18 protein-coding genes and 1 tRNA gene are annotated in these 21574 nt (G+C 34.7%); 18 read left to right on the forward strand and 1 reads right to left on the reverse strand.

Annotation, left to right across the window (positions count from 1 at the left end; genetic code table 11):
- Positions 1–274 precede the first annotated feature (274 nt).
- The 10 genes from obgE (at position 275) to MWH25_RS04195 (ending at position 11787) form a co-directional block, all read left to right on the forward strand.
- Complete coding sequence (obgE, locus tag MWH25_RS04150; RefSeq protein ID WP_248626173.1) at positions 275–1564, forward strand: GTPase ObgE; 1290 nt, start codon at positions 275–277, stop codon at positions 1562–1564.
- A 105-nt stretch (positions 1565–1669) separates the two neighbouring features.
- The gene (gene yhbY, locus MWH25_RS04155; protein WP_248626175.1) at positions 1670–1960 is read left to right on the forward strand and encodes a ribosome assembly RNA-binding protein YhbY; all 291 of its coding nucleotides are present in this window, start codon (positions 1670–1672) and stop codon (positions 1958–1960) included.
- 20 nt (positions 1961–1980) lie between these two features.
- Positions 1981–3096, forward strand: coding sequence for a glutamate 5-kinase (proB, locus tag MWH25_RS04160; RefSeq protein ID WP_248626177.1), 1116 nt, complete (start codon positions 1981–1983; stop codon positions 3094–3096).
- Positions 3097–3274: 178 nt separating this feature from the next.
- Positions 3275–4531, forward strand: coding sequence for a glutamate-5-semialdehyde dehydrogenase (locus MWH25_RS04165; RefSeq protein ID WP_248626179.1), 1257 nt, complete (start codon positions 3275–3277; stop codon positions 4529–4531).
- Positions 4532–5196: 665 nt separating this feature from the next.
- Complete coding sequence (locus tag MWH25_RS04170; protein WP_248626181.1) at positions 5197–5964, forward strand: undecaprenyl-diphosphate phosphatase; 768 nt, start codon at positions 5197–5199, stop codon at positions 5962–5964.
- A 41-nt stretch (positions 5965–6005) separates the two neighbouring features.
- Positions 6006–6896, forward strand: a complete 891-nt coding sequence (gene hslO / locus MWH25_RS04175; RefSeq protein ID WP_248626183.1) for an Hsp33 family molecular chaperone HslO — start codon at positions 6006–6008, stop codon at positions 6894–6896.
- 52 nt (positions 6897–6948) lie between these two features.
- A complete protein-coding gene (locus MWH25_RS04180) occupies positions 6949–7146 on the forward strand; it encodes a DUF6485 family protein (RefSeq protein WP_248626185.1) in 198 nt (65 codons plus the stop codon).
- Between the two features lie 321 nt (positions 7147–7467).
- Positions 7468–9060, forward strand: coding sequence for a TrkH family potassium uptake protein (locus MWH25_RS04185; RefSeq protein WP_248626187.1), 1593 nt, complete (start codon positions 7468–7470; stop codon positions 9058–9060).
- 2 nt (positions 9061–9062) lie between these two features.
- Entirely contained in the window at positions 9063–9737 is a 675-nt protein-coding gene (locus MWH25_RS04190) for a potassium channel family protein (protein WP_248626189.1), read from the forward strand.
- A 343-nt stretch (positions 9738–10080) separates the two neighbouring features.
- Entirely contained in the window at positions 10081–11787 is a 1707-nt protein-coding gene (locus MWH25_RS04195) for an alpha/beta hydrolase (RefSeq protein WP_248626191.1), read from the forward strand.
- Here the strand turns inward: MWH25_RS04195 and MWH25_RS04200 are convergent.
- Positions 11784–12296 carry a hypothetical protein gene (locus tag MWH25_RS04200; protein WP_248626193.1) on the reverse strand — a complete coding sequence of 171 codons (513 nt, stop codon included), beginning with the start codon at positions 12294–12296 and terminating at the stop codon, positions 11784–11786. The genes MWH25_RS04195 and MWH25_RS04200 overlap by 4 nt on opposite strands.
- A 153-nt stretch (positions 12297–12449) precedes the next feature.
- On the opposite strand from MWH25_RS04200, the gene nadD reads away from it, so the two are divergent.
- The 8 genes from nadD to MWH25_RS04240 all read left to right on the forward strand — a co-directional run bounded on the left by nadD (position 12450) and on the right by MWH25_RS04240 (position 21522).
- Positions 12450–13052 carry a nicotinate-nucleotide adenylyltransferase gene (gene nadD, locus MWH25_RS04205; protein ID WP_428832793.1) on the forward strand — a complete coding sequence of 201 codons (603 nt, stop codon included), beginning with the start codon at positions 12450–12452 and terminating at the stop codon, positions 13050–13052.
- 259 nt (positions 13053–13311) lie between these two features.
- The gene (locus MWH25_RS04210; protein ID WP_248626197.1) at positions 13312–14898 is read left to right on the forward strand and encodes a DEAD/DEAH box helicase; all 1587 of its coding nucleotides are present in this window, start codon (positions 13312–13314) and stop codon (positions 14896–14898) included.
- Between the two features lie 319 nt (positions 14899–15217).
- The gene (yqeK, locus tag MWH25_RS04215) at positions 15218–15778 is read left to right on the forward strand and encodes a bis(5'-nucleosyl)-tetraphosphatase (symmetrical) YqeK (RefSeq protein ID WP_248626199.1); all 561 of its coding nucleotides are present in this window, start codon (positions 15218–15220) and stop codon (positions 15776–15778) included.
- Positions 15779–15792: 14 nt separating this feature from the next.
- Positions 15793–16983 (forward strand): LCP family protein, encoded by a 1191-nt coding sequence (locus MWH25_RS04220; RefSeq protein ID WP_248626201.1) that lies wholly within the window; start codon positions 15793–15795, stop codon positions 16981–16983.
- 84 nt (positions 16984–17067) lie between these two features.
- Positions 17068–17418 carry a ribosome silencing factor gene (gene rsfS, locus MWH25_RS04225; protein ID WP_248626203.1) on the forward strand — a complete coding sequence of 117 codons (351 nt, stop codon included), beginning with the start codon at positions 17068–17070 and terminating at the stop codon, positions 17416–17418.
- Between the two features lie 203 nt (positions 17419–17621).
- Positions 17622–17697 (forward strand) — tRNA-Ala (locus MWH25_RS04230).
- 388 nt (positions 17698–18085) lie between these two features.
- Entirely contained in the window at positions 18086–20560 is a 2475-nt protein-coding gene (gene leuS / locus MWH25_RS04235; RefSeq protein WP_248626205.1) for a leucine--tRNA ligase, read from the forward strand.
- Positions 20561–20919: 359 nt separating this feature from the next.
- Positions 20920–21522 (forward strand): helix-hairpin-helix domain-containing protein, encoded by a 603-nt coding sequence (locus MWH25_RS04240; protein WP_248626207.1) that lies wholly within the window; start codon positions 20920–20922, stop codon positions 21520–21522.
- The last annotated feature ends 52 nt before the right edge of the window (positions 21523–21574 follow it).

Here is a 21574-nt window from a genome sequence, read left to right on the forward strand (position 1 = left end):
CTCGTCAAAATAAATTATACCAAAAAACAAGGTGAAGTACAAGTTAACAATTTCCTATTATTAACATAACACAACAGCTTTAAATAAGATGAGGGTTAACTGGATTGCTAGTGAGTAAGTAATGATCTTTAGCTTAATTTATGTTATAATATTTAATAAAACTGCTTTATTTAGGGGAAAATATGATAATGACTGATGATTAGTAATTGGTAACTAGTGATTAGAAGAATAAAAAGTTTATTTTATGATTTGATACTTATAGGGGTTGGTAATAATGTTCGTTGATGAAGTTATAATTAAAGTTAAAGGTGGCGATGGTGGAGACGGAATGACCAGTTTCCGTCGAGAAAAATTTGTAGCAGCTGGAGGACCAGATGGTGGAGATGGTGGTCATGGTGGAGATGTTATCTTTAAGGTAGATGAAGGACTTAATACTTTATTAGATTTTAGAGAACGAAATAGATATGAAGCTGAAGGTGGTCAACGAGGAGGAAGTAAGAAGCAACATGGTAAAGATGGAGATGACTTAGTAATTTTTGTGCCTCCTGGGACTACAGTGACTGATGTTGAAACTGGAGAAATAGTTGCTGATTTAATAGATGATGGACAAAAGGTTGTTGTTGCTCATGGTGGACGTGGTGGACGAGGAAATACAAGATTTAAATCATCTACTAAACAAGCTCCTAGGTTTTCTGAAAATGGAGAGCCAGGCGAGAGTAAAGAGTTAAAGCTAGAGCTTAAGTTATTGGCAGATGTGGGCTTGGTAGGTTATCCTAGTGTAGGTAAGTCTACTTTGATTTCAAGAGTGTCGGCAGCTAAACCAGAGATTGGAGCCTATCATTTTACTACGCTAAAGCCTAATTTAGGGGTAGTTAAAGTTGGGGATTATGACTCCTTTGTGATGGCCGATATTCCCGGGTTGATTGAGGGAGCTCACCAAGGTGTTGGCTTAGGGGATGATTTTTTGCGACATATTGAGCGAACAAAAGTAATAGTTCACGTTTTAGATATTTCTGGGATAGAAGGGCGAGATCCGTTAGAAGATTTTGAAAAGATAAATCATGAATTAAGGGAATTTAATCCTGATTTGTTGGATAGAGAGCAGTTAGTAGTAGCTAATAAGATGGATTTACCTCAAGCAGAAGAGAATTTAACCAAAATTAAACCTAAATTAGAAGAAAATGGCTATCAAGTTCTTTCAATTTCAGCAGTTACTGGAGCAGGGATTGATGAATTAATTACTAAAATAAATAAATTAGTTAAAGAAGCACCTGACTTCTTTGCAGTTGAGGAACCTGAAGAGGAAGTTGTTATTCGTGGCCCTCAGCCAGGTGAAAACGAGCAAGATTTTGAGGTGGAAAAAGTTGATAACATCTTTAAAGTAACTGGTGATGAAGTTGAACGTAAAGTAGCAATGGCCGATTTAAGTACAGAGGAAGGGTTAAGATATTTAATTAAGACCTTTGAAAAGATGGGCATAGAGGATGCTTTACAGGAAGCAGGAATAAAAGAAGGAATGACTGTTGATATAGCTGGTTTACAGTTTGAATATCGTGAGGAATAATCTCAATAATATTAGATCAGCGACGAACTAATTTATGAAGATGTTTTTATTACTGAAATTTATTAAAGAAGTTATAATTAAAATTTAGTATAAGGAGTTGAAAAGATGTTAACAGGAAAAGAGCGAAGTTATTTACGAGGAGAAGCAAATGAAATGAATCCACTATTCCAAATAGGCAAAGATGGTATTTTTGAAAATTTAATTAAACAGGTTGAAGATGCTTTAGAAGCAAGGGAATTAATTAAGTTAAGAACCTTAAATAATTCTATGTATAATTCACAGGAAGCAGCTTATGAATTAGCTGAGCAAACTAATGCTGATGTTGTACAGATTATAGGTAATGTATTTGTTTTATATCGTAAGAATGAAGAACAAAATAGTTATGATTTACCTTAACTGAAGGTTAGGTGATAGAAATGAGAAAAGAGGTTGCAGATAGCGGTCGAATTGTAGTTAAGATAGGTAGTAGTACGTTAACTTATCAGAATTCTAAATTAAATTTGAGTCGAATTGAAAAGTTAATTAGAGAAGTTGTTGATCTCAAGCATCAAGGAAAAGAGGTTATATTGGTTAGTTCAGGGGCAATTGCTGCTGGAATGGGAGGATTAAATCTTGATTATTCCCCCGAGACAATTCCGCAAAAGCAGGCTTTAGCAGCTGTTGGTCAAGGGGTATTAATGAAGAATTATCAAAAGTTGTTCAGTGAATATGATCAGCGAGTGGCTCAAGTCTTACTGACCCAAAAAGACCTGACTGATAGAAAGAGGTATTTGAATTCACGTAATACGTTAAATCAATTACTAGAGTATGATGTGATTCCAATTGTTAACGAAAATGATACAACAGCTGTTGATGAGATTAAGTTTGGAGACAATGACACTTTATCAGCACTGGTAAGCGGCTTGATTGATGCAGATTTGTTGATTGTTTTATCTGATATTGATGGTTTATATACTTCCGATCCCCGTTCTAATCCTGAAGCTGAAATGATCAGTAAGGTTGAAAAGATTTCAAAACAGATTGAGGATTTAGCAGGAACAGCCGGTACTGAACGGGGAACGGGAGGTATGGTAACTAAGATTAGAGCTGCTAAGATTGCAACTAAAGCTGGCATTTCTCTGGTGATAGCTAATGGTAGTGAGGATCAAATTTTATCTCAAATTAGCACTGGACAAGAAAAAGGTACTCTATTCTTACCTCAACAGGGTTTGGGCAGTCGAGAAAAGTGGATTGCTTTTAACTTAGATATACAAGGAGATATTATTGTCGATTCTGGAGCAGTAAAGGCTATCAGTAAGCAAGGAAGTAGCTTATTACCTTGTGGGGTAGTTAGAGTCACAGGTAGATTTAAGGCTGGAGATGTAGTTGATTTAATAGATGAGGCTGGGAATCGGTTGGCCCGTGGATTGGTTAATTATTCTCAAAATGAGGTTGAAAAGATAAAGGGTTTACACTCTAGTGAGATAAAAGAGAAGTTGGGTTATCAAGATTATGATGAGATAATCCATCGTAATAATTTAGTCCGCTTATAAAAACATTGAATATTGAATATTGAATAATGAATATTGAATATTGAATAATTAAAAAATCAAAACATTATATTATAAATTGATTTAAGTGAATTATAATTTTTGAACTTAAACTTTTGTTCTTAAACTATTAAATATTAAATGTTAAATATTAACTGAACTTAAGGAGGGGGATTATAAAATGAATATTAAAGAGAATGTCACTCAAAAGGCTAAGCAAGCTAAAAAAGCAGCAAAAGAGTTGGCCAATTTAGGTTCAGCTTATAAAAACCAAGCATTATTACAGATGGCTGATGCGTTAGAGAATAAGCAAGATATGATTTTGGCTGCCAATAAAAAGGATATGCAAAGAGGAAGGGAAAATGGATTATCAGATTCTTTATTGGATCGGTTGTTGTTGACCGAGGAAAGAATTGCAAGTATGGCACAGGGATTACGAGAGGTTGCTCAATTTGATGATCCAATTGGTGAAATGATAGAAATAAAACAACGACCAAATGGCTTAAAGGTTGGCAAGATTAAGGTACCATTAGGTGTAATTGGGATTATTTATGAGGCACGACCTAACGTGACTGTTGATGCAGCTGGTTTATGTTTGAAGGCAGGCAATACAGTCTTGTTACGTGGAGGTTCAAATGCAATCAACTCTAATCAAGCTTTAGTTGAGATTATTTCTAATGCAGCTTGTCAGGCAGGGTTGCCAGAAGGCTCAATTCAATTAGTTGAAACAACTGATCGGGAAGCAGTTCAGGTGATGTTTAAATTAAATGATTATCTTGATGTCTTGATTCCACGTGGTGGAGCAGGGCTAATTCAAGCAGTTGTCAATAATTCGACTGTACCGGTAATTGAGACAGGGGTAGGTAATTGCCATACATATATTGATGTTGCAGCTGATTTAGAAATGGCAGAGCAGATTGTAATTAATGCCAAAACACAGCGAACAGGTGTCTGTAATTCTATGGAAACTTTGCTAGTTCATCAAGAGGTAGCTGAGGATTTTTTACCAACTATTGTTGAAGAGTTGAGAGAGCGAGATACACTGGTTAAAGGATGTCAGCAAGTACAAGATCTTGTAGCAGATGTTGAGCCAGCTACTGAGGAAGATTGGGCAACTGAGTTTTTAGATTATACCTTGGCGATCAAAGTTGTGACTGATTTTGAAGAAGCAGTTACTCATATTGATAAATATAGTACTAATCATTCAGAAGCGATTATTACAGAAAATTATACTAAGGCACATCAATTTTTAGATATGGTTGATTCAGCTGCTGTTTATGTCAACGCTTCAACTCGCTTTACAGATGGAGGGCAGTTTGGTTTAGGAGCTGAGATAGGGATCAGTACTCAAAAACTTCATGCTCGCGGGCCAATGGGAGTCAATCAATTGACTACAACTAAGTTTGTTATCTTTGGAGAGGGGCAAATTAGAGATTAGATTAGTGACTAGTAACTAAGTTAAGGGGGCGTTGGCCCTCTTTTTTTATTGGGGAAGTATTACAATTATGTGTCACTTTGTGACACATAATTGAGTTGACAGTGTACAGTGAACAGTTTACAGTTAAGATCAAAACCTTAAAAAATTAAGACCTCTGAAATGCCTTATGTTCGCAGGTTTAGAGTGATTTTGATTTAAGTTTTTAATGGTTTTCCTTCGGGTTCTTTAAACCCTTCGTGATGAAAAAATCCGCTCTTAGATTTTTTCTATCCACTGTCAACCGTCCCTAAAGGTCTTTGTCAAGACCTTTCGTGAAAAACATAGAAACCATATCAACTGTAAATTGTACACTGATATAAAGTGGCAAAGTGCCACTTTATATCAATTAAGTTGCAGGAAAAATTTTATCTAGGATAGAAGTATAATATTTGAATCGAGAGATGAGTATAGATAATCGTAGAAGAAAATTTTTTTGAGATAGTAGGCTATAATTTTTAGGAAAATGATAACTTAACTTTAAAAGCGAGGTAAGAAAAAAGGCAATATTTTGCTCATGTATCAACTAGAAAGAATGGTTATTTTAGGTTAGATTGTTTTAGGAATACTACTAACAAGGGTGCCAATTACGAGGATTTTGAGCATATGAGAAGTATGGGAGAGATTAGATGGAATTAGTTAGAATTATAATTTTAGGGATTGTGCAGGGATTGACCGAGTTTATCCCTGTCAGTAGTTCAGGACATTTGGTCTTGTTTCAACATTTATTTGGAGTGCAAGAGAGATTGACTTTGAATGTCTTTCTACATTTTGGAACATTAATTTCGGTTGTAATCGTCTTTTGGTCTGATATTATAGAAATAGTTAAATTGAAGCCTAAGTATCGTAAGTTGACCTTTTATCTTTTGTTAGGGACAATACCGGCAGGGGTTATTGGAGTTTTATTTGAAGATTATTTTGAACAGCTCTTTTCTTCAGTTACATTTGTGGGCTTTATGTTATTGATTACTGGGTTGTTGTTATGGTTATCTGATCGAATTGAACTTAAGCGACGTAACTTAGATGAGATGAAGCTAAGTGATTCACTGCTAGTAGGATTTGCTCAGGCTGTAGCTATTCTACCTGGGATTTCCCGCTCTGGAGCGACGATTGTAACTGGATTATTTAAGGGGTTAGATCGGAAATTAGCAGCTCGTTATTCATTCTTACTATCGATTCCTGTGATTGCAGGGGCCAGTTTGATTAAGGCGGTTGATTTAGTAAGGATTGGACTTGGAGAGATCGGTCTGTTAGAATTAACATTAGGGACTGCTACTTCTGCAGTTTCTGGTTATTTTGCTATTAGATTATTAATTAAGTTGATCAATCAAGAACGGCTAAGTATCTTTGCTTATTATTGCTGGGTCTTAGCAGTACTAATAATTTTATTAACTTAATCCCAACCTAAATTTAATATTTAACTTATGAGGTGATAGAGATGGAAAAAGATTATTTAATCAGAGCAATGACAACTAATAAAGAGATTAGAGTTTTAGTAGCTAGAAGTACAGAGCTAGTTAAGCAGGCTCAACAAGCTCATCAAACAACACCAGTAGCTACTGCAGCTTTAGGTAGAACATTGACTGCTGGTGCATTGATGGGTTCAATGCTTAAATCTGGTAAAGAGATCAGTTTAACGCTTAGTGGTGATGGGTCATTACGGAAGATAGTTGTTCATGCTAATCAGTATGGAAAGGTGAGAGGTTATGTAGCTAACCCTCAGATTGAATTTTTGGAAAATGAATCAGGTAAATTAGATGTAGCTAAGGCGATTGGACAAGGTAGTTTAACTATTAAGAAGGATCTAGGTTTAAAAGATCCTTATCAGGGTAGTGTGTCGTTGGTTTCAGGAGAGATTGGTGATGATCTGACTTATTACTTTACCAAATCAGAGCAGACACCATCAGCAGTAGGGTTAGGTGTTTTGGTTAACCCTGACTGTTCAGTTAAAGCTGCAGGTGGATTCATCATTCAGCTAATGCCTGAAGCTGCTGAAGAGACGATTGATCAATTAGAGGAGAATTTGGCCCAGGTTGATTCAGTCAGTAGGTTAATCGAGCAGGGTTTGAGTCCAGAGGAGTTACTGGAGAAATTATTAACAGGATTTGAGTTTAAGATTTTGACAGAACGAGAGATTGAATTTAAATGTATCTGTGGTCAAGAGAGGATGAAGAGGTTAGTAAGTAGTTTGAGTGAACAGGATTTAAGAGAGATTATAGAAGAGGATGGGCAAGTGGAGATTAAGTGCCATTTTTGTAATCAAAGCTATCAATTTAGCAAAGAGGAGATAGAGGATATCCTAGCTGCTAATCAAAAGGAGGAGAATTAAATTTTGTCTTGAAATTTTAAATAGACTTCTATCTCTTAAAGGAGGGGTTATAATGGCTGGATGTAGTGAATTAGAGGATAACAAGAAAGAGTGTAGTTGTACCTATGAACCTTGTCCTCGAAAAGGAAATTGTTGTGTTTGTGTGAAGTATCATAGGGAAAAGAATGAAATACCAGGGTGTTTATTTTCAAAAGAGGCAGAAAAGACCTATGATCGGTCTGTTGAGTTCTTTATTAAATCAAAAAGTTAAGTTTTTAATTGGTGGCCGTAGAGGCCACTTTATTTCTATATTACAATAATGTGGCACTTTTGTGCCACATTATTGAGTTGACAGTGTACGGTTTACAGTTTACAGTTAAGATCAAAACCTTAAAAGTTTAAGAGCCTAAGAACCCTAAAAAGCTTGATACTTAAAGGTTTAGAATGGTTTTGATTTGAATGTTTTAATGTTCTTAATTGTACACTGTCCACTGTAAACTGTACACTGATATAAAGTGGCAAAGTGCCACTTTATATCAATGTTGTTCATGTTAAAGGTTGAGGCTAAGTCAACCTTTTGTTAAGAAGCTGAATGAAAAAATCTAGATATTACTGCGAAATATTACTTAGGATTGAATGGGTTTTGAATTTGATGGTTTTAATTATCAACTGTACACTGATACAAGGGGAGGAAGAAGAAGTCGTGCAAGCAACAATCGATAAACTTAAAATTGTAATTAATCTGTTGGGTTCCTTATTATTAGTATTAGGTTGTGTGCTTTTAATACCAATTGTGGTCAGTATTATTTACCAGGAGCAATTAGCTAGTGTATTTATTATCCCAGCTCTGCTCTCTTTTATCATAGGTTTTTTTGGTAAATTTACCACTAGTAAGCAAAGAGTATCATTGACGACAGGAATGATAGTCTGTGGATTGGCTTGGATTGTAGTTTCTTTGCTAGGAGCACTTCCTTTTTATTTAGCGTTAGATTATTCTTTTTTAGATACTTTCTTTGAGGCGGTAAGTGGTTTTACTACGACAGGAATTACTGTTTTTAGTGGGTTAGAAAATTTACCAAGGTCTATTTTATTTTGGCGGAGTTTGATCCAATGGTTGGGTGGCTTAGGGATCTTGACCTTCTTCTTATTCGTTACATTTAAAGGACAAGGAGGTTTATTTAAGTTATTTACAGCAGAGAGTCATAAGATTAATCAATCACGTCCTACTCCTAACATCTTAAAAACAATTAGAATTTTATGGTTGATTTATGGTGGGTTTACGATTGTAGAAATGATTATTCTTTATTTATTAGGAGTCTCTTTATTTGATGCTATAGCCCATAGTTTAACTACAGTATCTACAGGAGGATTTTCTCCATACGATAGCAGTATTGGTTATTTTAAGGAGGCAGGTTATCAAAATTATAAGATCATTGAATATGTAATCATCTTCTTTATGACTTTAGGTGGGATTAACTTCTTAGTTCACTATAAGGTTTTGACAGGTAATTTAAAGGAATTATGGGATGGCATAGAGATGAAGTATTTTTGGGGGATTATTGCTGGAGCAGTTTCTCTGATTTTGGTTAATCATTACTCTTATTTTCCCTTTTCTTGGACTAGCTTAGAGGAAGCAATTAGAAAGACTCTTTTTCAAGTAATTGCTCTTTTAACGACGACTGGCTTTGGTACCCAGGATATTGGATCTACTTTCTTTCCGGCAGTAGCTAGACAGATATTCTTGATTTTGATGTTGACTGGGGCGTGTGTTGGTTCTACATCCGGTGGTTTTAAATTAATTAGAATAGTGATTTTAAATAAGTTATTCAAACGTGAGATCAGGAAGGTTTACTATCCACAAGGAGCTGTCTTGCCTGTAGTAGTAGATGATAGTATAATTGCTGATAAAGAGGTCTTTAGAGTTGTTGCTCTCTTTTTTGGTTGGTTGCTTTTATTATTTATTGGAGGCGGAATAACGGCTTTCTTTTCTGATTTACCTGCTTGGAATGCATTTTCAGGTATTTTTTCGGCGTTAGGAAATATTGGTCCTTTTTATTTCAGTGTTAAGCAGATGCAGGAGTTATCTGATATAATAAAAGTTACATATATTATTGCTATGTTGGCAGGAAGATTAGAGATCTTACCACTATTTATTTTATTTAATAAACAGGCATGGAGGAGATAGTTATGTATGTAATTATTGCTGGTGGTGGCGTAGTTGGACGTAATCTAGCTAAACAATTAGTGGAGAAGCATGATGTAGTAGTAATTGATCTGGATCAAGGGGTTTGTGAGCGGATCTATTCAGAGTATGGTGCAGTCAGCATTCTGGGTAATGCAACTAATATAAATGTCTTAAAAGAAGCAGGAATTGAAAAATGTGATGTAGCTATCAGTGTAATGAGAAGTGATGCTGATAATTTAGCCTTTTGTTTACTGGCTAAAAATTTCGATGTAGAACAGATCATGGTTAGAATGCGAGAACCAGAATATGAAAGTGCTTATAAATTAGCTGGAGCCACAACGATTGCAGGAATAATTGATTTAATGGTTGAAGAGTTTGTGCTTGATATTGAGCAGCCAGATGTAAGAAAGTTGGTCTCTTTGAGTGGGGGAAAAGCAGAGATTTCTATCTTAACAATACCAGAAAGGGCCAAGCATGCAGGGGAGAGTATTTCTGAAATTGTTCAGGGGGATGATTTTCCTGATCGCTGTTTAATTGCTGGAGTATTTGATGTAGAAGAAGATAGATTGATTATCCCACATGGCTATACGGTGATTGATGAATTAAATCAAGTGTTTTTGGTAGGGACCGCTGATAGAATTACAGAAGCTGCGAAAGCATTGACTCAAATTAGATAAAGAGGTTTTGATATTTAGTGGCAAAATGCCACTAAATATCAGTGTACAGTTTACAGTTGACAATGTACAGTTAAAACCAAATAAGGAATTAAGATCAAAACCAATCTAAGCTTTTAATTTTAAGTCTTTTCATAGCTTTTAAGCTTTCAAGATTTTGATCTTAACTGTAAACTGTACACCGTAAACTGTCAACTATATACTGTGGCACGAAAGTGCCACAGTAATAGATCATGGGATTTTCCTATGATCTAATTTATTTTAAAGGAGAGTGGATTAATTTGCAGAATTAGTTATTTAGAGTCGATAATGATTTCTGGATTTAGTCATCTAGGAGGCGATGAAATTGAGAAGATATATTGGGGTATTAGTTTTGTTGTTAATATTAATGGGATGTAGAGCAGAAGAAGCTGACTTAAAGACAGAACAAAGTTATGAGGAAGCTGTTGATTTAATAACTGAGTTTGAAGAATTTAAAGCTGAGCTCAAGACGGTTGGAAGTAAAGAAGAGGAAGAAGAGTTAATTAGAGAATTATTAGCTGAGGTAGATTTTCCTTTAATCAAGGAAGATAGAGTAATCTTTATTTATCAAGGAGCTAGTGAGGAACAGGTTTATTTTGTAAGTGATTTAACTGCCTGGGAAGAAGAAAAGATGCAACAAGTAGCTGATACCTCTCTGTTTTATCATCAAATTAAGGCACCTGTTAAAGCTAGATTTGATTATCAATTTATAGTTGATGAGCAAGCTAAAGTTGATCCCTTACAGCAAGAGCAGGTATCTAGTTCACAATTTGGTTTAAACAGTCAAGTGAGGATGCCTGACTATCAGTCTACTGATTATTGGCAGGATAAGGGGAATGTTGAAGCAGGAGAGGTAATAGAACAGGAAATCCTAAGTGATTTTTTTGCTGAAAGTAGAGAACTATCTATTTATTTACCACCGAACTACGAAGAACAGGAAGAATATCCTGTGCTTTATTTTATAGATGGAGCTCATTATTTAGAATTAGCCCAAGTTGAACATACTTTAAATAACTTGATTGCTCAAAATAAAATTGATCAGATTATTGCTGTATTTATTGACTCCTCTAATCAGCACCTTGATTATTTAGGAGAGGGACAAAATGATTTTTTGAACTTAATCACTGAAGAAGTTATACCTTATGTCGATCAGAATTATCGGACAATAGCCCAGCCAACAGCTAGAACTGTTGTCGCTTATGCCCAAGGAGCTACGCCAGCTGCTCTGTTAGCTGTAGATAGAGGAATAATTAAGAACTTGATCAGTCAATCTGGGTATTATGCACCAGAGATCTTTGCAACTTTAGATCAGCAATTAGCAGAAAATTTAAGGGTATATTTGGACTGGGGAGAGTTTGATCTTCTTAAGAATCAAGCGTTAGGTTTAGAGTTTGTTCAGGCTTTAAAGGAGCAAGATCTTGATTATCAAGTTCAAATTCTTGCTGATGGTCATCAATGGGCCAACTGGCGGGAAAATATTAGTTCTGCTGTGGAGTATATCTTAGGCTCAGAAAGTTCTGATGCTGGAGCGGAAAGTTTAGTGATTGCTGAAGATTTTAGTGGAAAGTATCCCAATTACTTCTCAGTAGGTGAAAATAGTCAACTGCTTGCTAGAAGAAAGGATCAAAAATATCAATTGGAATTTAGGGAGGATAGCTTTGTTAAGTTAACACCTTATCAATTTAAGGACTTTACTATTCAATTGGAAATTGAGGATAATAACCAAATTGGATTTGGCTTATTAATGGGTGGGCAGAGTGGTTATACTTTATTTTTTGATCTGGAAGCTGAAAAGCTTTATTTAGTAAGGGATTATGAAATTTTATATCAGGGTGATTTATTAGATTATGAAGAGGTTAAGGAAGTTGAAGTAGTAGCTGATTCTGAGAAATTACTAGTTTATCTCAATCGAGATTTAGTAGCAGAGGTTGCAGTTAGTTTAGAAAATAGTAAGCACCTTGCTCTTTTGGGTAAGCAAGGAAGTCAGTTAACGATCGATAATATTTTAATTCAAGAAGATTTACGTAATTAAGTCTGATCAATCGTCAACAATTTTGCTGGGATATCAGCCGTATAAATGAATTCTGCTCTAAATTGACCTTGGTACTCTGCAAAAGGAATTGTATAGGCAATCTCTTTTAGTTTGGCCCAAAATTGGTGGTTAACTATATATTTTTTCTTGATTTCTAAGATAGTATCAGCAATTAAATGAGGGAAAGCATATAACTTAGTGGGGTTTAAGCGATTGATATCAACTGTAATATAGACTTCTTCAAGGATAGGTTGGCTCCAAAAATAAATTCCTACAGGACGTTGTACTTTTTGATCAATAAATTTAGTTGTATTGCGGGGTCGGGCTACTTTAAGCCCTTCTTGTTTGATTTTATTTAAAGCTTCAGTAATCAGTTTTGGTTGCTCTTCTTTAATAAAGTGGTATAATTCAGTAGGAACTAATTCTGTGTTGGGTTGTTGATAGTAAAGGCTTTCTAATTCTAGTAATTTCTGTTCTTGTTCAATTAAAGATAATTCTTTTTTGCCCATTGTGATTACCTCCCTTAACTAAATTTTAACCAAATTAATGAAAAAATATTAATTTTAGAATTAAATTAGTTAATTTTACTTGAGAGAAGAGGTTTCATATTATAAGATAATAATTAGGTTATAAAATAAAAGTAGGAGTTGAATTTATTAATGATTGAAACTAGACGAGCTATTGGCATTATGGGGGGGACTTTTGATCCAATTCATTATGGACATTTATTGACTGCTGAATGTGCAGCAGCTCAATATAATTTAGATGAAGTAATTTTTGTTCCTTCAGGAAATCCACCTCATAAGACTGATCAGAAAATTACTGTTGCTCAAAAGAGATATGTTATGTCATTATTAGCTACTATTGGAAATCCTAAATTCAATGTATCTAGAATTGAAATTGCTCGGGAAGGTTTGTCTTATACAATAGATACTATTAGGGCTTTTAAAGAATTATATCCTCAGACAAAGATTTATTTTATTACAGGCTCTGATGCAATTTTAGAGATATTTACTTGGAAGAATCCAGAGAAGCTTTTAAGGGAAGCAGATTTTATTGCAGCTAGTCGTCCTGGTTATTCTTTAGCAAAGTTAGAAAAAGAATTCTATGATGATTATCGTAATAGGATACATATTCTAAAGATACCAGGTTTGGCTATTTCCTCAACAAATATTAGAAAAAGAATCAAAGAGGGTCGTCCTATTAAATATCAGTTGCCCGAAAAGATAGAAAGTTATATTAGAAAGTATAATTTATATAAATGACTCCAATTAGCCTAGAAAACTTGCAAATTAAGTTATGATCTGATAATATAGATGTTGGTGGCATTTTTAACATCTTTTTTGGTGTAGATCTGTGTCGTAGCTTTATTACACCAAAGTGTTAAGGATGTCTTATTTCTTTTTAGTGATGTAATAAGTTGGATTATAATCTACTTGTTTAATAATAAAGTATTTATTATCTAAATTAGATACATACTATGGAGTAAAAGAATTAATTTGTTTAGGGAGAGTGAAAATTAAGATGAAAACAAGGAAATTTGAAGAATTGAATTTATCAACCGAAATCAAGAAAGCAGTTGAGGATATGGGATTTGAAGAAGCTACACCAATTCAAAGCCAATCTATTCCTTATATACTGCAAGGAAGAGATGTGATCGGACAAGCTCAGACTGGTACAGGCAAGACGGCTGCATTTGGAATTCCAACTTTAGAAATGGTAGATTCTAAAAATAAAGATGTACAATCATTGGTTGTATGTCCAACAAGAGAGTTGGCTATACAGGTAGCTGAGGAATTAAAGCGACTTTCAAGATATAAAAATAGGATTAATATTTTACCTATCTATGGAGGACAACCCATTAAACGACAAATTAAAGCTTTAAATAAAGGGGTGCAAGTTATAATCGGTACTCCAGGAAGATTGATGGATCATATGAGACGCGGAACTTTAAGATTACATAATTTAAAGATGGTTATTTTGGATGAAGCTGATGAAATGTTAAATATGGGATTCAGAGATGATATAGAGAAGATCTTGCAGGGAGTAAAGGGAAAAAGGCAGACAATCTTATTTTCTGCTACCATGCCTAAATCTATCTTGAATTTGAGTAAGAAATACCAAAAGAATGCTGAGATAATTAAGGTAGTACGTCAAAAATTAACAGTACCTAATATTGAACAAGCTTATTTTGAGGTTAAAAGAAGAAATAAGTTAGAAGTTTTATCTAGATTAATTGATATGTATAATCCAAAATTATCCTTAGTCTTCTGTAATACAAGAAGGCAAGTAGATGAATTAGTAATTCAACTTCAAGCTAGAGGATATTTTGTAGATGGTTTACATGGAGGAATGAAACAACCACAAAGGGATCGGGTGATGAATAAGTTTAAGAATGGTACTGTAGAAATTTTGGTGGCTACAGATGTAGCAGCTCGAGGGATTGATATTGATGATATTGAGATGGTATTTAATTATGATGTGCCTCAAGATATAGAGTACTATGTCCATAGGATTGGTCGAACAGGGCGTGCAGGTAGAAAAGGACGTGCTTTTACCTTAGTAGTAGGTAAAGAAATTTATAAAGTAAAGGATATTGAGAAGTATACGAAAACAAAGATTCAGAGGAAGAAAGTTCCTTCTGCCAGTGATGTAGAAGAAATTAAGATGAATCTAATGCTAGAGGATGTAATAGATACTTTAGATCAAGAGAATCTAACAAGGTATGTTAAAGCTATTGAAAAGATAAATGAAGAAGATTATACATCTTTAGATATAGCAGCAGCCTTATTAAAGTTAATGTCAGAAGATGATCTGGCCCAAGAAGATAAAAGTTTAGAAAAACAATTTGGAAATACAGGAGCAGAGCCAGGTATGGTTAGGTTATTTGTAAATATAGGTAAGAAGCAGAATATAAGACCTGGAGATATAGTAGGAGCAATTGCTGGAGAGACAGGTCTTGCTGGAAACTTAATTGGATTAATTGATATTTATGACAGATATACTTTTGTAGAGGTTCCACGAGATAATGCTCAAGAGGTGCTGCAAATTATGAAGAATAATACGATTAAAGGAAAGAATATAAATATGGAACCAGCTAATCCTAAGTAAATTGCTGAAACATTAGTAGTTAGTTGATAACTAAAGTGGGCATATGCCCACTTTTTGATTATATATTGAAGCTTTATTACAATAATGTGGCACTTCTGTGCCACATTATAGTTTACAGTTGACAGTGTACAGTGTACAGTTATAAGATCAAGACCTCTTAAAAACTTAAGCACTCTAAAATCTTTATATTTAGAGGTTTAGAGTGATTTTGAATTTGGGGTTTTAACTGTCAACTGTAAACCGTAAACTGTACACTAATATAAAGTGGCAAAGTGCCACTTTATATTAATTGATATTTACTAAAATAGGAGGACTTAAAGTGCTAACAGAAGAAGAAGCAATAGATAAGTTAGCTACGCTGGTTGATCAAGATCGTTTGCAGCATAGTTTGGGAGTTAGAGATACAGCTGTGAAATTAGCTAAAAATTATAATTGTAATTCTGAACAAGCAAAGTGGGCGGGGTTAATTCACGATTGTGCCAAGGGGCTATCCAGTAATAACCTATTGAAAAAGGCAGAACAATTTGATATAGTGATAGATGGCGTTTCTAGGCAGATACCAGAGTTGTTGCATGCTCCTGTAGGAGCGGAGTTGGCCATAAGGGAGTTTGGAATTGAAGATGAATCTATTTTAAATGCAATCTCCCTTCATACTTTAGGAAGTGAAGATATGGGTCAACTAGCTAAGATTGTCTTCTTAGCCGACTATATTGAGCCCAATCGAACCTGTCAACCAATTAGAAAGTTAAGAAAACAAGTAGAAGATAAAGAATTAGATCAGCTAGTGAGGATAGCCTGTGAAAATACAATAAGGTATAATTTGAAGAATGGGAAAATAGTCCATCCCCAAACTATTAAGACCAGAAATTCTTTACTCTAGAGAGGAGTGGAATTATGCCCCTCAATAATAGGTGGATAAGTTATTTACTTGTAATATTAGTTGTAGTTTTATTAATTGGTGGGGTTAACTTAGTTGTTTTCCGTTATCTTGATTCGGAGAGTAGCTTAAATAATATAAGGCAGAAAGAGAAAGCAGAAGTTGAAGTTGATGATGAGGAACTAGAAGAGAGGCTTAATATTCTGGTATTAGGTATTGATGCAGAAGCAGAGGAGAGTAAGCGTTCTGATACGATATTATTAGTTAGTCTTGATTTAACAACTAATCAAGTTGGAGTAATTTCTATTCCAAGAGATACCAGAGTAAAATTAGCTGATCGAGATAGCTATCATAAAGTTAATGCAGCATATGCTTATGGTGGAGTTGATTTAACTAAGAAGACTGTTGAAGAATTCTTAGATGTTTCGATCGATCATTATTTAAAGGTTGACTATCAAGGTTTTATTGATGTAGTAGATGCTTTAGGTGGAGTAGAGTTAGAGATTGAACAAGATCTTTATTATGTAGATCGAGCGGATGATCTATATATTGATTTAAAAGCTGGAACTAGAAAGTTAAATGGGGAAGAGTCTTTAAAGTATGTTAGATTTCGTGATAACCAGCTAGGAGATATAGGTCGTGTACAACGGCAGCAAGGATTTTTGAAAGCAGCGGTTGATCAAGTACTGAGTTCACAGACTATTCTTAGATTACCAGGATTGATTAAAGAAGTAAATAATGCTGTAATGACTGATTTGAAGTTAACTGAGAAGCTACAGTTAGCTAGTATTATTAATCAATTTAGTTTAGAGCAAGTGCAGATGGAGCTATTGCCTGGTATTCCTAATTATATTGCTGGAGTTAGTTACTGGGTTCCTTTAGAGCAAAAAATTGAAGCATTAGTTGATGCTATGTTTAATAAAAGAAATTATTTTAACAATCAAGAGTTAGACTTAGTTGTTTTAAATGGAAGTGGCGAACCTGGTCAAGCTCAAAAAGCAGCAGATTTATTATCAGTTCAAGGTTATAGTATTCAAGGTATTGGGAATGCAGCTCGTTTTAATTATCCGCAAACTACTATTATTTCGCCTCAGGATGAATTAGAAGAAGTAGAGGAGTTAGCTAATTATTTAAATAGTAAAGTATTAGTTGAAGATGGAAATTCGATTGTAAAAGTTATTGTTGGGAAAAGTACAAATTTTCATTGAAAACAAGGTTTTTTATTCTTGATCTAGAATAACTAAAAATGATGTTTAAGATAATATAGTTAAGATTGGGGGGTTATAAGGTTAATGGAAAGAGATATTGAGAAGATTGCGCAAGAAATTGCTCAAGCTGCTGATGATAAAAAAGCTGAAGATATAAGGGTTTTAAATGTTAAAGGGATTTCTATTTTAGCAGATTATTTTATAATCTGTAGTGGTACTTCGGATACTCAAGTGCAAGCTATTGCTAATTCAATTGAACATGTTTTAGAAGAAAAAGATATCTGTGTTAAAAATAAAGAAGGAATGGAGACTGGAAATTGGGTAGTGTTAGATTATGCAGATGTAATTGTGCATGTATTCCATCAAAAAAAGAGAGAATATTATAAGCTAGAAAAATTATGGGGTGACGCTGAAGAGTTAGAGTGGCAAGTATAATTTAACTGTATTGCATTATTTATTAGTTTAATCTTGACAAATATTAATTCTTAATTTATAATGTTGATAGTTGAATAATTGTCTTAGAGCTATGATAAGGAGTAGTAAGCAGCAGCTGAATTTGCTTTGGAGCTAGATAAGTGAACTTATAGTAGCTTATACGGTTGACAACTGTTATTTTGTTTTAGAGATGATATGGAAATGGGGATATAGCTCAGTTGGGAGAGCGCTTGTCTGGCAGACAAGAGGTCAGCGGTTCGAGCCCGCTTATCTCCACCAAAACCTACAATTAATAAAAAGCAATGTTGGTTTTGGTATTGGGCTATCGAAGCCGTCACACCAAAACTTTGATTAATAAAGACATAATGAAGTTTTTGATGTTAGATCATCGAGGCCGGCACATCAAATCTTTGAAGAATAAAACTTTGCCTAGAAATATAAAGTTAGGTTCTTGAAGTTATCATGCTACTCTTCATATCAACTTAGGGTGGTACCGTGAGAAACTCTCGCCCCTATTAAAGATCTTTCTTTATTGGGGGTGAGGGTTTTTTTGTAATTTATAAATAATTCAGTTTTCCCTTGCTTTAGGATGTAAAAGAATATAAATTATTTTTTTGGGAACAACTAGTTAAATGTTGTAAATCAATTGAATTGAAGGAGGATGAAGATGAAAGAAGAGTACAATTTTAAGGAAGTAGAATCACAATGGCAGCAGTATTGGGAAGAGAATCAGAGCTATAAAAGCAAGTTGGACAAGCATAAAGATGAATATTATGTGTTAGAAATGTTTCCTTATCCATCAGGAAATCTACATATGGGACATGTTAGAAATTATTCATTAGGTGATGTATTTGCTCGGTTTAGAAAGATGGAAGGATATAATGTTTTGCATCCAATGGGCTGGGATGCTTTTGGACTTCCGGCTGAAAATGCAGCAATTGAGCGGGATATTCACCCTAATGATTGGACTTGGGATAATATTGAGAATATGAAAGAACAGTTTAAGATGTTAGGACTCAGTTATGATTGGGAGCGGGAGGTAGCTACTTGTCATCCTGATTATTATCGCTGGACACAGTGGTTATTCTTACAGCTTTATAAGGAAGGGTTAGCCTATAAAGAAAAATCGGTTGTTAATTGGTGTCCAAGCTGTCAGACAGTATTGGCCAATGAACAGGTGATTGATGAAGAGTGTGAGCGTTGTGATAGTCAAGTTATTGATAAGGAATTAGAACAATGGTTTTTTAAGATTACTGACTATGCTGAGCAATTATTGGATGAACATCATTTATTAGAAAATTGGCCGCAGCGGGTTAAGACGATGCAGCAGAATTGGATTGGACGTAGTGAAGGGGGAGTAATTAAATTTGCAATTAAAGATAGTACAGAAGTTTTAGAGGTCTTTACTACTCGTCCTGATACAATTTATGGTGCAACCTATATGGTGTTGGCCCCTGAACACCCTTTGGTTGAAGAGTTAGTAACAGGAACCGAGCAGGAAGAAGAAGTTAAGGAATTTATTGCTCAGATTAAAGAGCAAGATGAAGAGGAGAGAACGAGTTCTGATAGTGACAAGATTGGGATTGATACAGGGATTAAAGCAATTAATCCTGTAACTGAAGAAGAAGTTCCAGTAATGATTGCTAATTATGTTTTAATGGATTATGGAACTGGTGCTATTATGGCGGTACCTGCCCATGATCAACGTGATTTTGAATTTGCTAAGAAGTATCAACTGCCAATTAGGGTCGTTATTGAACCAGAAGATGAGGAATTGACAGCTAAACAATTAGAAGAAGCATATACAGAGGATGGAGTAGTTGTCAATTCAGAAATTTTAAATGGTCTGTCAGTAGATGAAGCTTTCGATAAGATTATTGCTTATCTGGAGGAACATGATCTAGGGCGGAAGGATGTTAATTATAGGTTGCGAGATTGGTTGATCTCTAGGCAAAGATACTGGGGGACACCAATTCCGATTATTTATTGTGATGACTGTGGTGTTGTAGCAGTGCCTGAATCTGATCTACCTGTTGAATTGCCAACTGATGTTGAATTTACAGGGACGGGCCAATCCCCATTAGCTAAAGCGGATGATTTTGTAAAGACGAGTTGTCCTGAATGTGGACAAGAAGCTACTAGAGAAGTAGATACAATGGATACATTTGTTGATTCATCATGGTATTATTTAAGATATACCAGCCCAGATTTTACAGAGTCAGCATTTGATAGCGAAAGAGCAAATTATTGGATGAATGTTGACCAGTATATAGGTGGAATTGAACATGCTATTTTACATTTGCTTTATTCAAGATTTTTTATGAAGTTTTTAAATGATCAAGGACATGTTGATTATAAGGAGCCTTTTGATGATCTATTAACTCAGGGAATGGTGTTACTTGATGGAGCTAAGATGTCCAAGTCAAAAGGGAATATTGTTGATCCTTTAGAGATTTTAGATAATTATGGTGCTGATGTAGCTCGTTTATTTATCTTATTTGCTGCCCCTCCAGAAAGGGATTTAGATTGGAGTGATGAAGGAGTTGAGGGAGCAGAAAGGTTCTTGAATCGTGTTTGGAGATTGGTTGCTCAAAATATTGACCAGCTTAAAGATGTAGCTGGAGAGTTTGAAATAACAACACAAGCTGATAAAGAATTACATCGCCAATTACATGTTACGATCAAGGATGTAACAGTCGATGTTGGAGAAAGAAAGCAGTTAAATACAGCTATCAGTGCAATTATGGAGCTGGTAAATAGTGCTTATAAATACTTAAATGACTCTCAAGAGCTTAATTATCAGTTGTTAAGAGCTGTTGTAAAGAATATTATCTTAGTTTTAGCCCCATTTGCCCCTCATATGACAGAAGAGTTATGGTCTCAATTAGGGTTTGCAGAGAGTGTTCATCAGCAAAGTTGGCCCGAGTATGATGAAGAGGCAATTAAGAAGGATGAGATCACAATTGTAATTCAGGTTAATGGTAAGGTAAGGGATAAGGTAGAAGTAGCTGCTGATATTAAGGAAGATAAGTTAAAAGAAATTGTCAAGCAACAGGACAATGTGCAGCGATATTTAGAAGGAAAAGAGATTGTTAAAGAGATTGTTGTGCCACAGAAGTTGGTTAACTTGGTGGTGAAGTAAATAATTATGAGCGGCCATGTGCTTTTTATAAGTGCATGGTCTTTTTAATTTGAAGCTTTATTACAATATTGTGGCACTTTTAGTGCCACAATATAGTTTACAGTTAACAGTGTACAGTGTACAGTTATAAGATCAAGACTTTAAGAACTTAAGTACCCTAAAAGCTTTATTTTTAGAAGATTAGAGTGATTTTGAATTTGGGGTTTTAACTGTCAACTGTAAACCGTAAACTGTACACTGATATAAAGTGGCAAAGTGCCACTTTATATCAATTGAGTTGACGCATATGATATTTGAATGTAGCTCAAAATTGTATAAATAATTAATAACAGGAAAAAATATCAATGAGGTGAGGTTTAATGAGATTAAAAAAGGATGATTTAGTCTTAATTGGATTACTCATTATTTTTATGGTAGTTTCTGTAATCTTAATTGTTAGAAATAATCAATTTAATTTTCAGGAAGCTGTTGAAATTAATTCTAGTACAGAAAGAGAAATTAAGATTGAAGAAGAGGAAGAATTATTAAAGCAGCAAGAGGAACAAGAGAAGATATTTGTTCATTTAGGGGGAGCAGTTGTTGAACCAGGAGTTTATGAAATTGAAGCAGGAGCAAGATTGTATCAAGTTATCGAAGAGGCAGGCGGGCCAACTGCTGAAGCTGACTTGAATGCAATCAATCTTGTAGATCAGTTAAGAGATGGAACTAGAGTAATGATTCCAACCCAAGGTAGTACTAGTGGTAATGGAGCAGAAGTTAATAATGCTAATAGTAAGGTCAATATTAATACTGCTAATCAGAAAGAGTTAGAAACCTTACAAGGAGTTGGCCCTGCTTTGGCTGAGCAGATTATGGAGTATCGACGTCAAAATGGGGGTTTTAGCGAATTGGCTGAATTAAAGCAGGTATCTGGAATTGGGAGTAAGACTTTTGATAACTTAAAGAGTCAGATTACATATTAAGAGTAAAGTAAAGCGCCCTTTAGTTGGAATCTGTAGTGCCTTGATTAGTGGA

The organism is Natroniella acetigena, assembly GCF_023227745.1.
In the GTDB taxonomy this organism is placed as follows: Bacteria; Bacillota; Halanaerobiia; order Halobacteroidales; family Halobacteroidaceae; genus Natroniella; species Natroniella acetigena.

Excerpts from the sequence above, each read along its gene's own strand:
- obgE (WP_248626173.1), top strand. The coding sequence starts at position 275 with ATGTTCGTTGATGAAGTTATAATTAAAGTTAAAGGTGGCGATGGTGGA.
- yhbY (WP_248626175.1), top strand. The coding sequence starts at position 1,670 with ATGTTAACAGGAAAAGAGCGAAGTTATTTACGAGGAGAAGCAAATGAA.
- proB (WP_248626177.1), top strand. The coding sequence starts at position 1,981 with ATGAGAAAAGAGGTTGCAGATAGCGGTCGAATTGTAGTTAAGATAGGT.
- MWH25_RS04165 (WP_248626179.1), top strand. The coding sequence starts at position 3,275 with ATGAATATTAAAGAGAATGTCACTCAAAAGGCTAAGCAAGCTAAAAAA.
- MWH25_RS04170 (WP_248626181.1), top strand. The coding sequence starts at position 5,197 with ATGGAATTAGTTAGAATTATAATTTTAGGGATTGTGCAGGGATTGACC.
- hslO (WP_248626183.1), top strand. The coding sequence starts at position 6,006 with ATGGAAAAAGATTATTTAATCAGAGCAATGACAACTAATAAAGAGATT.
- MWH25_RS04180 (WP_248626185.1), top strand. The coding sequence starts at position 6,949 with ATGGCTGGATGTAGTGAATTAGAGGATAACAAGAAAGAGTGTAGTTGT.
- MWH25_RS04185 (WP_248626187.1), top strand. The coding sequence starts at position 7,468 with ATGAAAAAATCTAGATATTACTGCGAAATATTACTTAGGATTGAATGG.
- MWH25_RS04190 (WP_248626189.1), top strand. The coding sequence starts at position 9,063 with ATGTATGTAATTATTGCTGGTGGTGGCGTAGTTGGACGTAATCTAGCT.
- MWH25_RS04200 (WP_248626193.1), bottom strand. The coding sequence starts at position 12,296 with ATGGGCAAAAAAGAATTATCTTTAATTGAACAAGAACAGAAATTACTA.
- MWH25_RS04210 (WP_248626197.1), top strand. The coding sequence starts at position 13,312 with ATGAAAACAAGGAAATTTGAAGAATTGAATTTATCAACCGAAATCAAG.
- MWH25_RS04220 (WP_248626201.1), top strand. The coding sequence starts at position 15,793 with ATGCCCCTCAATAATAGGTGGATAAGTTATTTACTTGTAATATTAGTT.
- rsfS (WP_248626203.1), top strand. The coding sequence starts at position 17,068 with ATGGAAAGAGATATTGAGAAGATTGCGCAAGAAATTGCTCAAGCTGCT.
- leuS (WP_248626205.1), top strand. The coding sequence starts at position 18,086 with ATGAAAGAAGAGTACAATTTTAAGGAAGTAGAATCACAATGGCAGCAG.
- MWH25_RS04240 (WP_248626207.1), top strand. The coding sequence starts at position 20,920 with ATGAGATTAAAAAAGGATGATTTAGTCTTAATTGGATTACTCATTATT.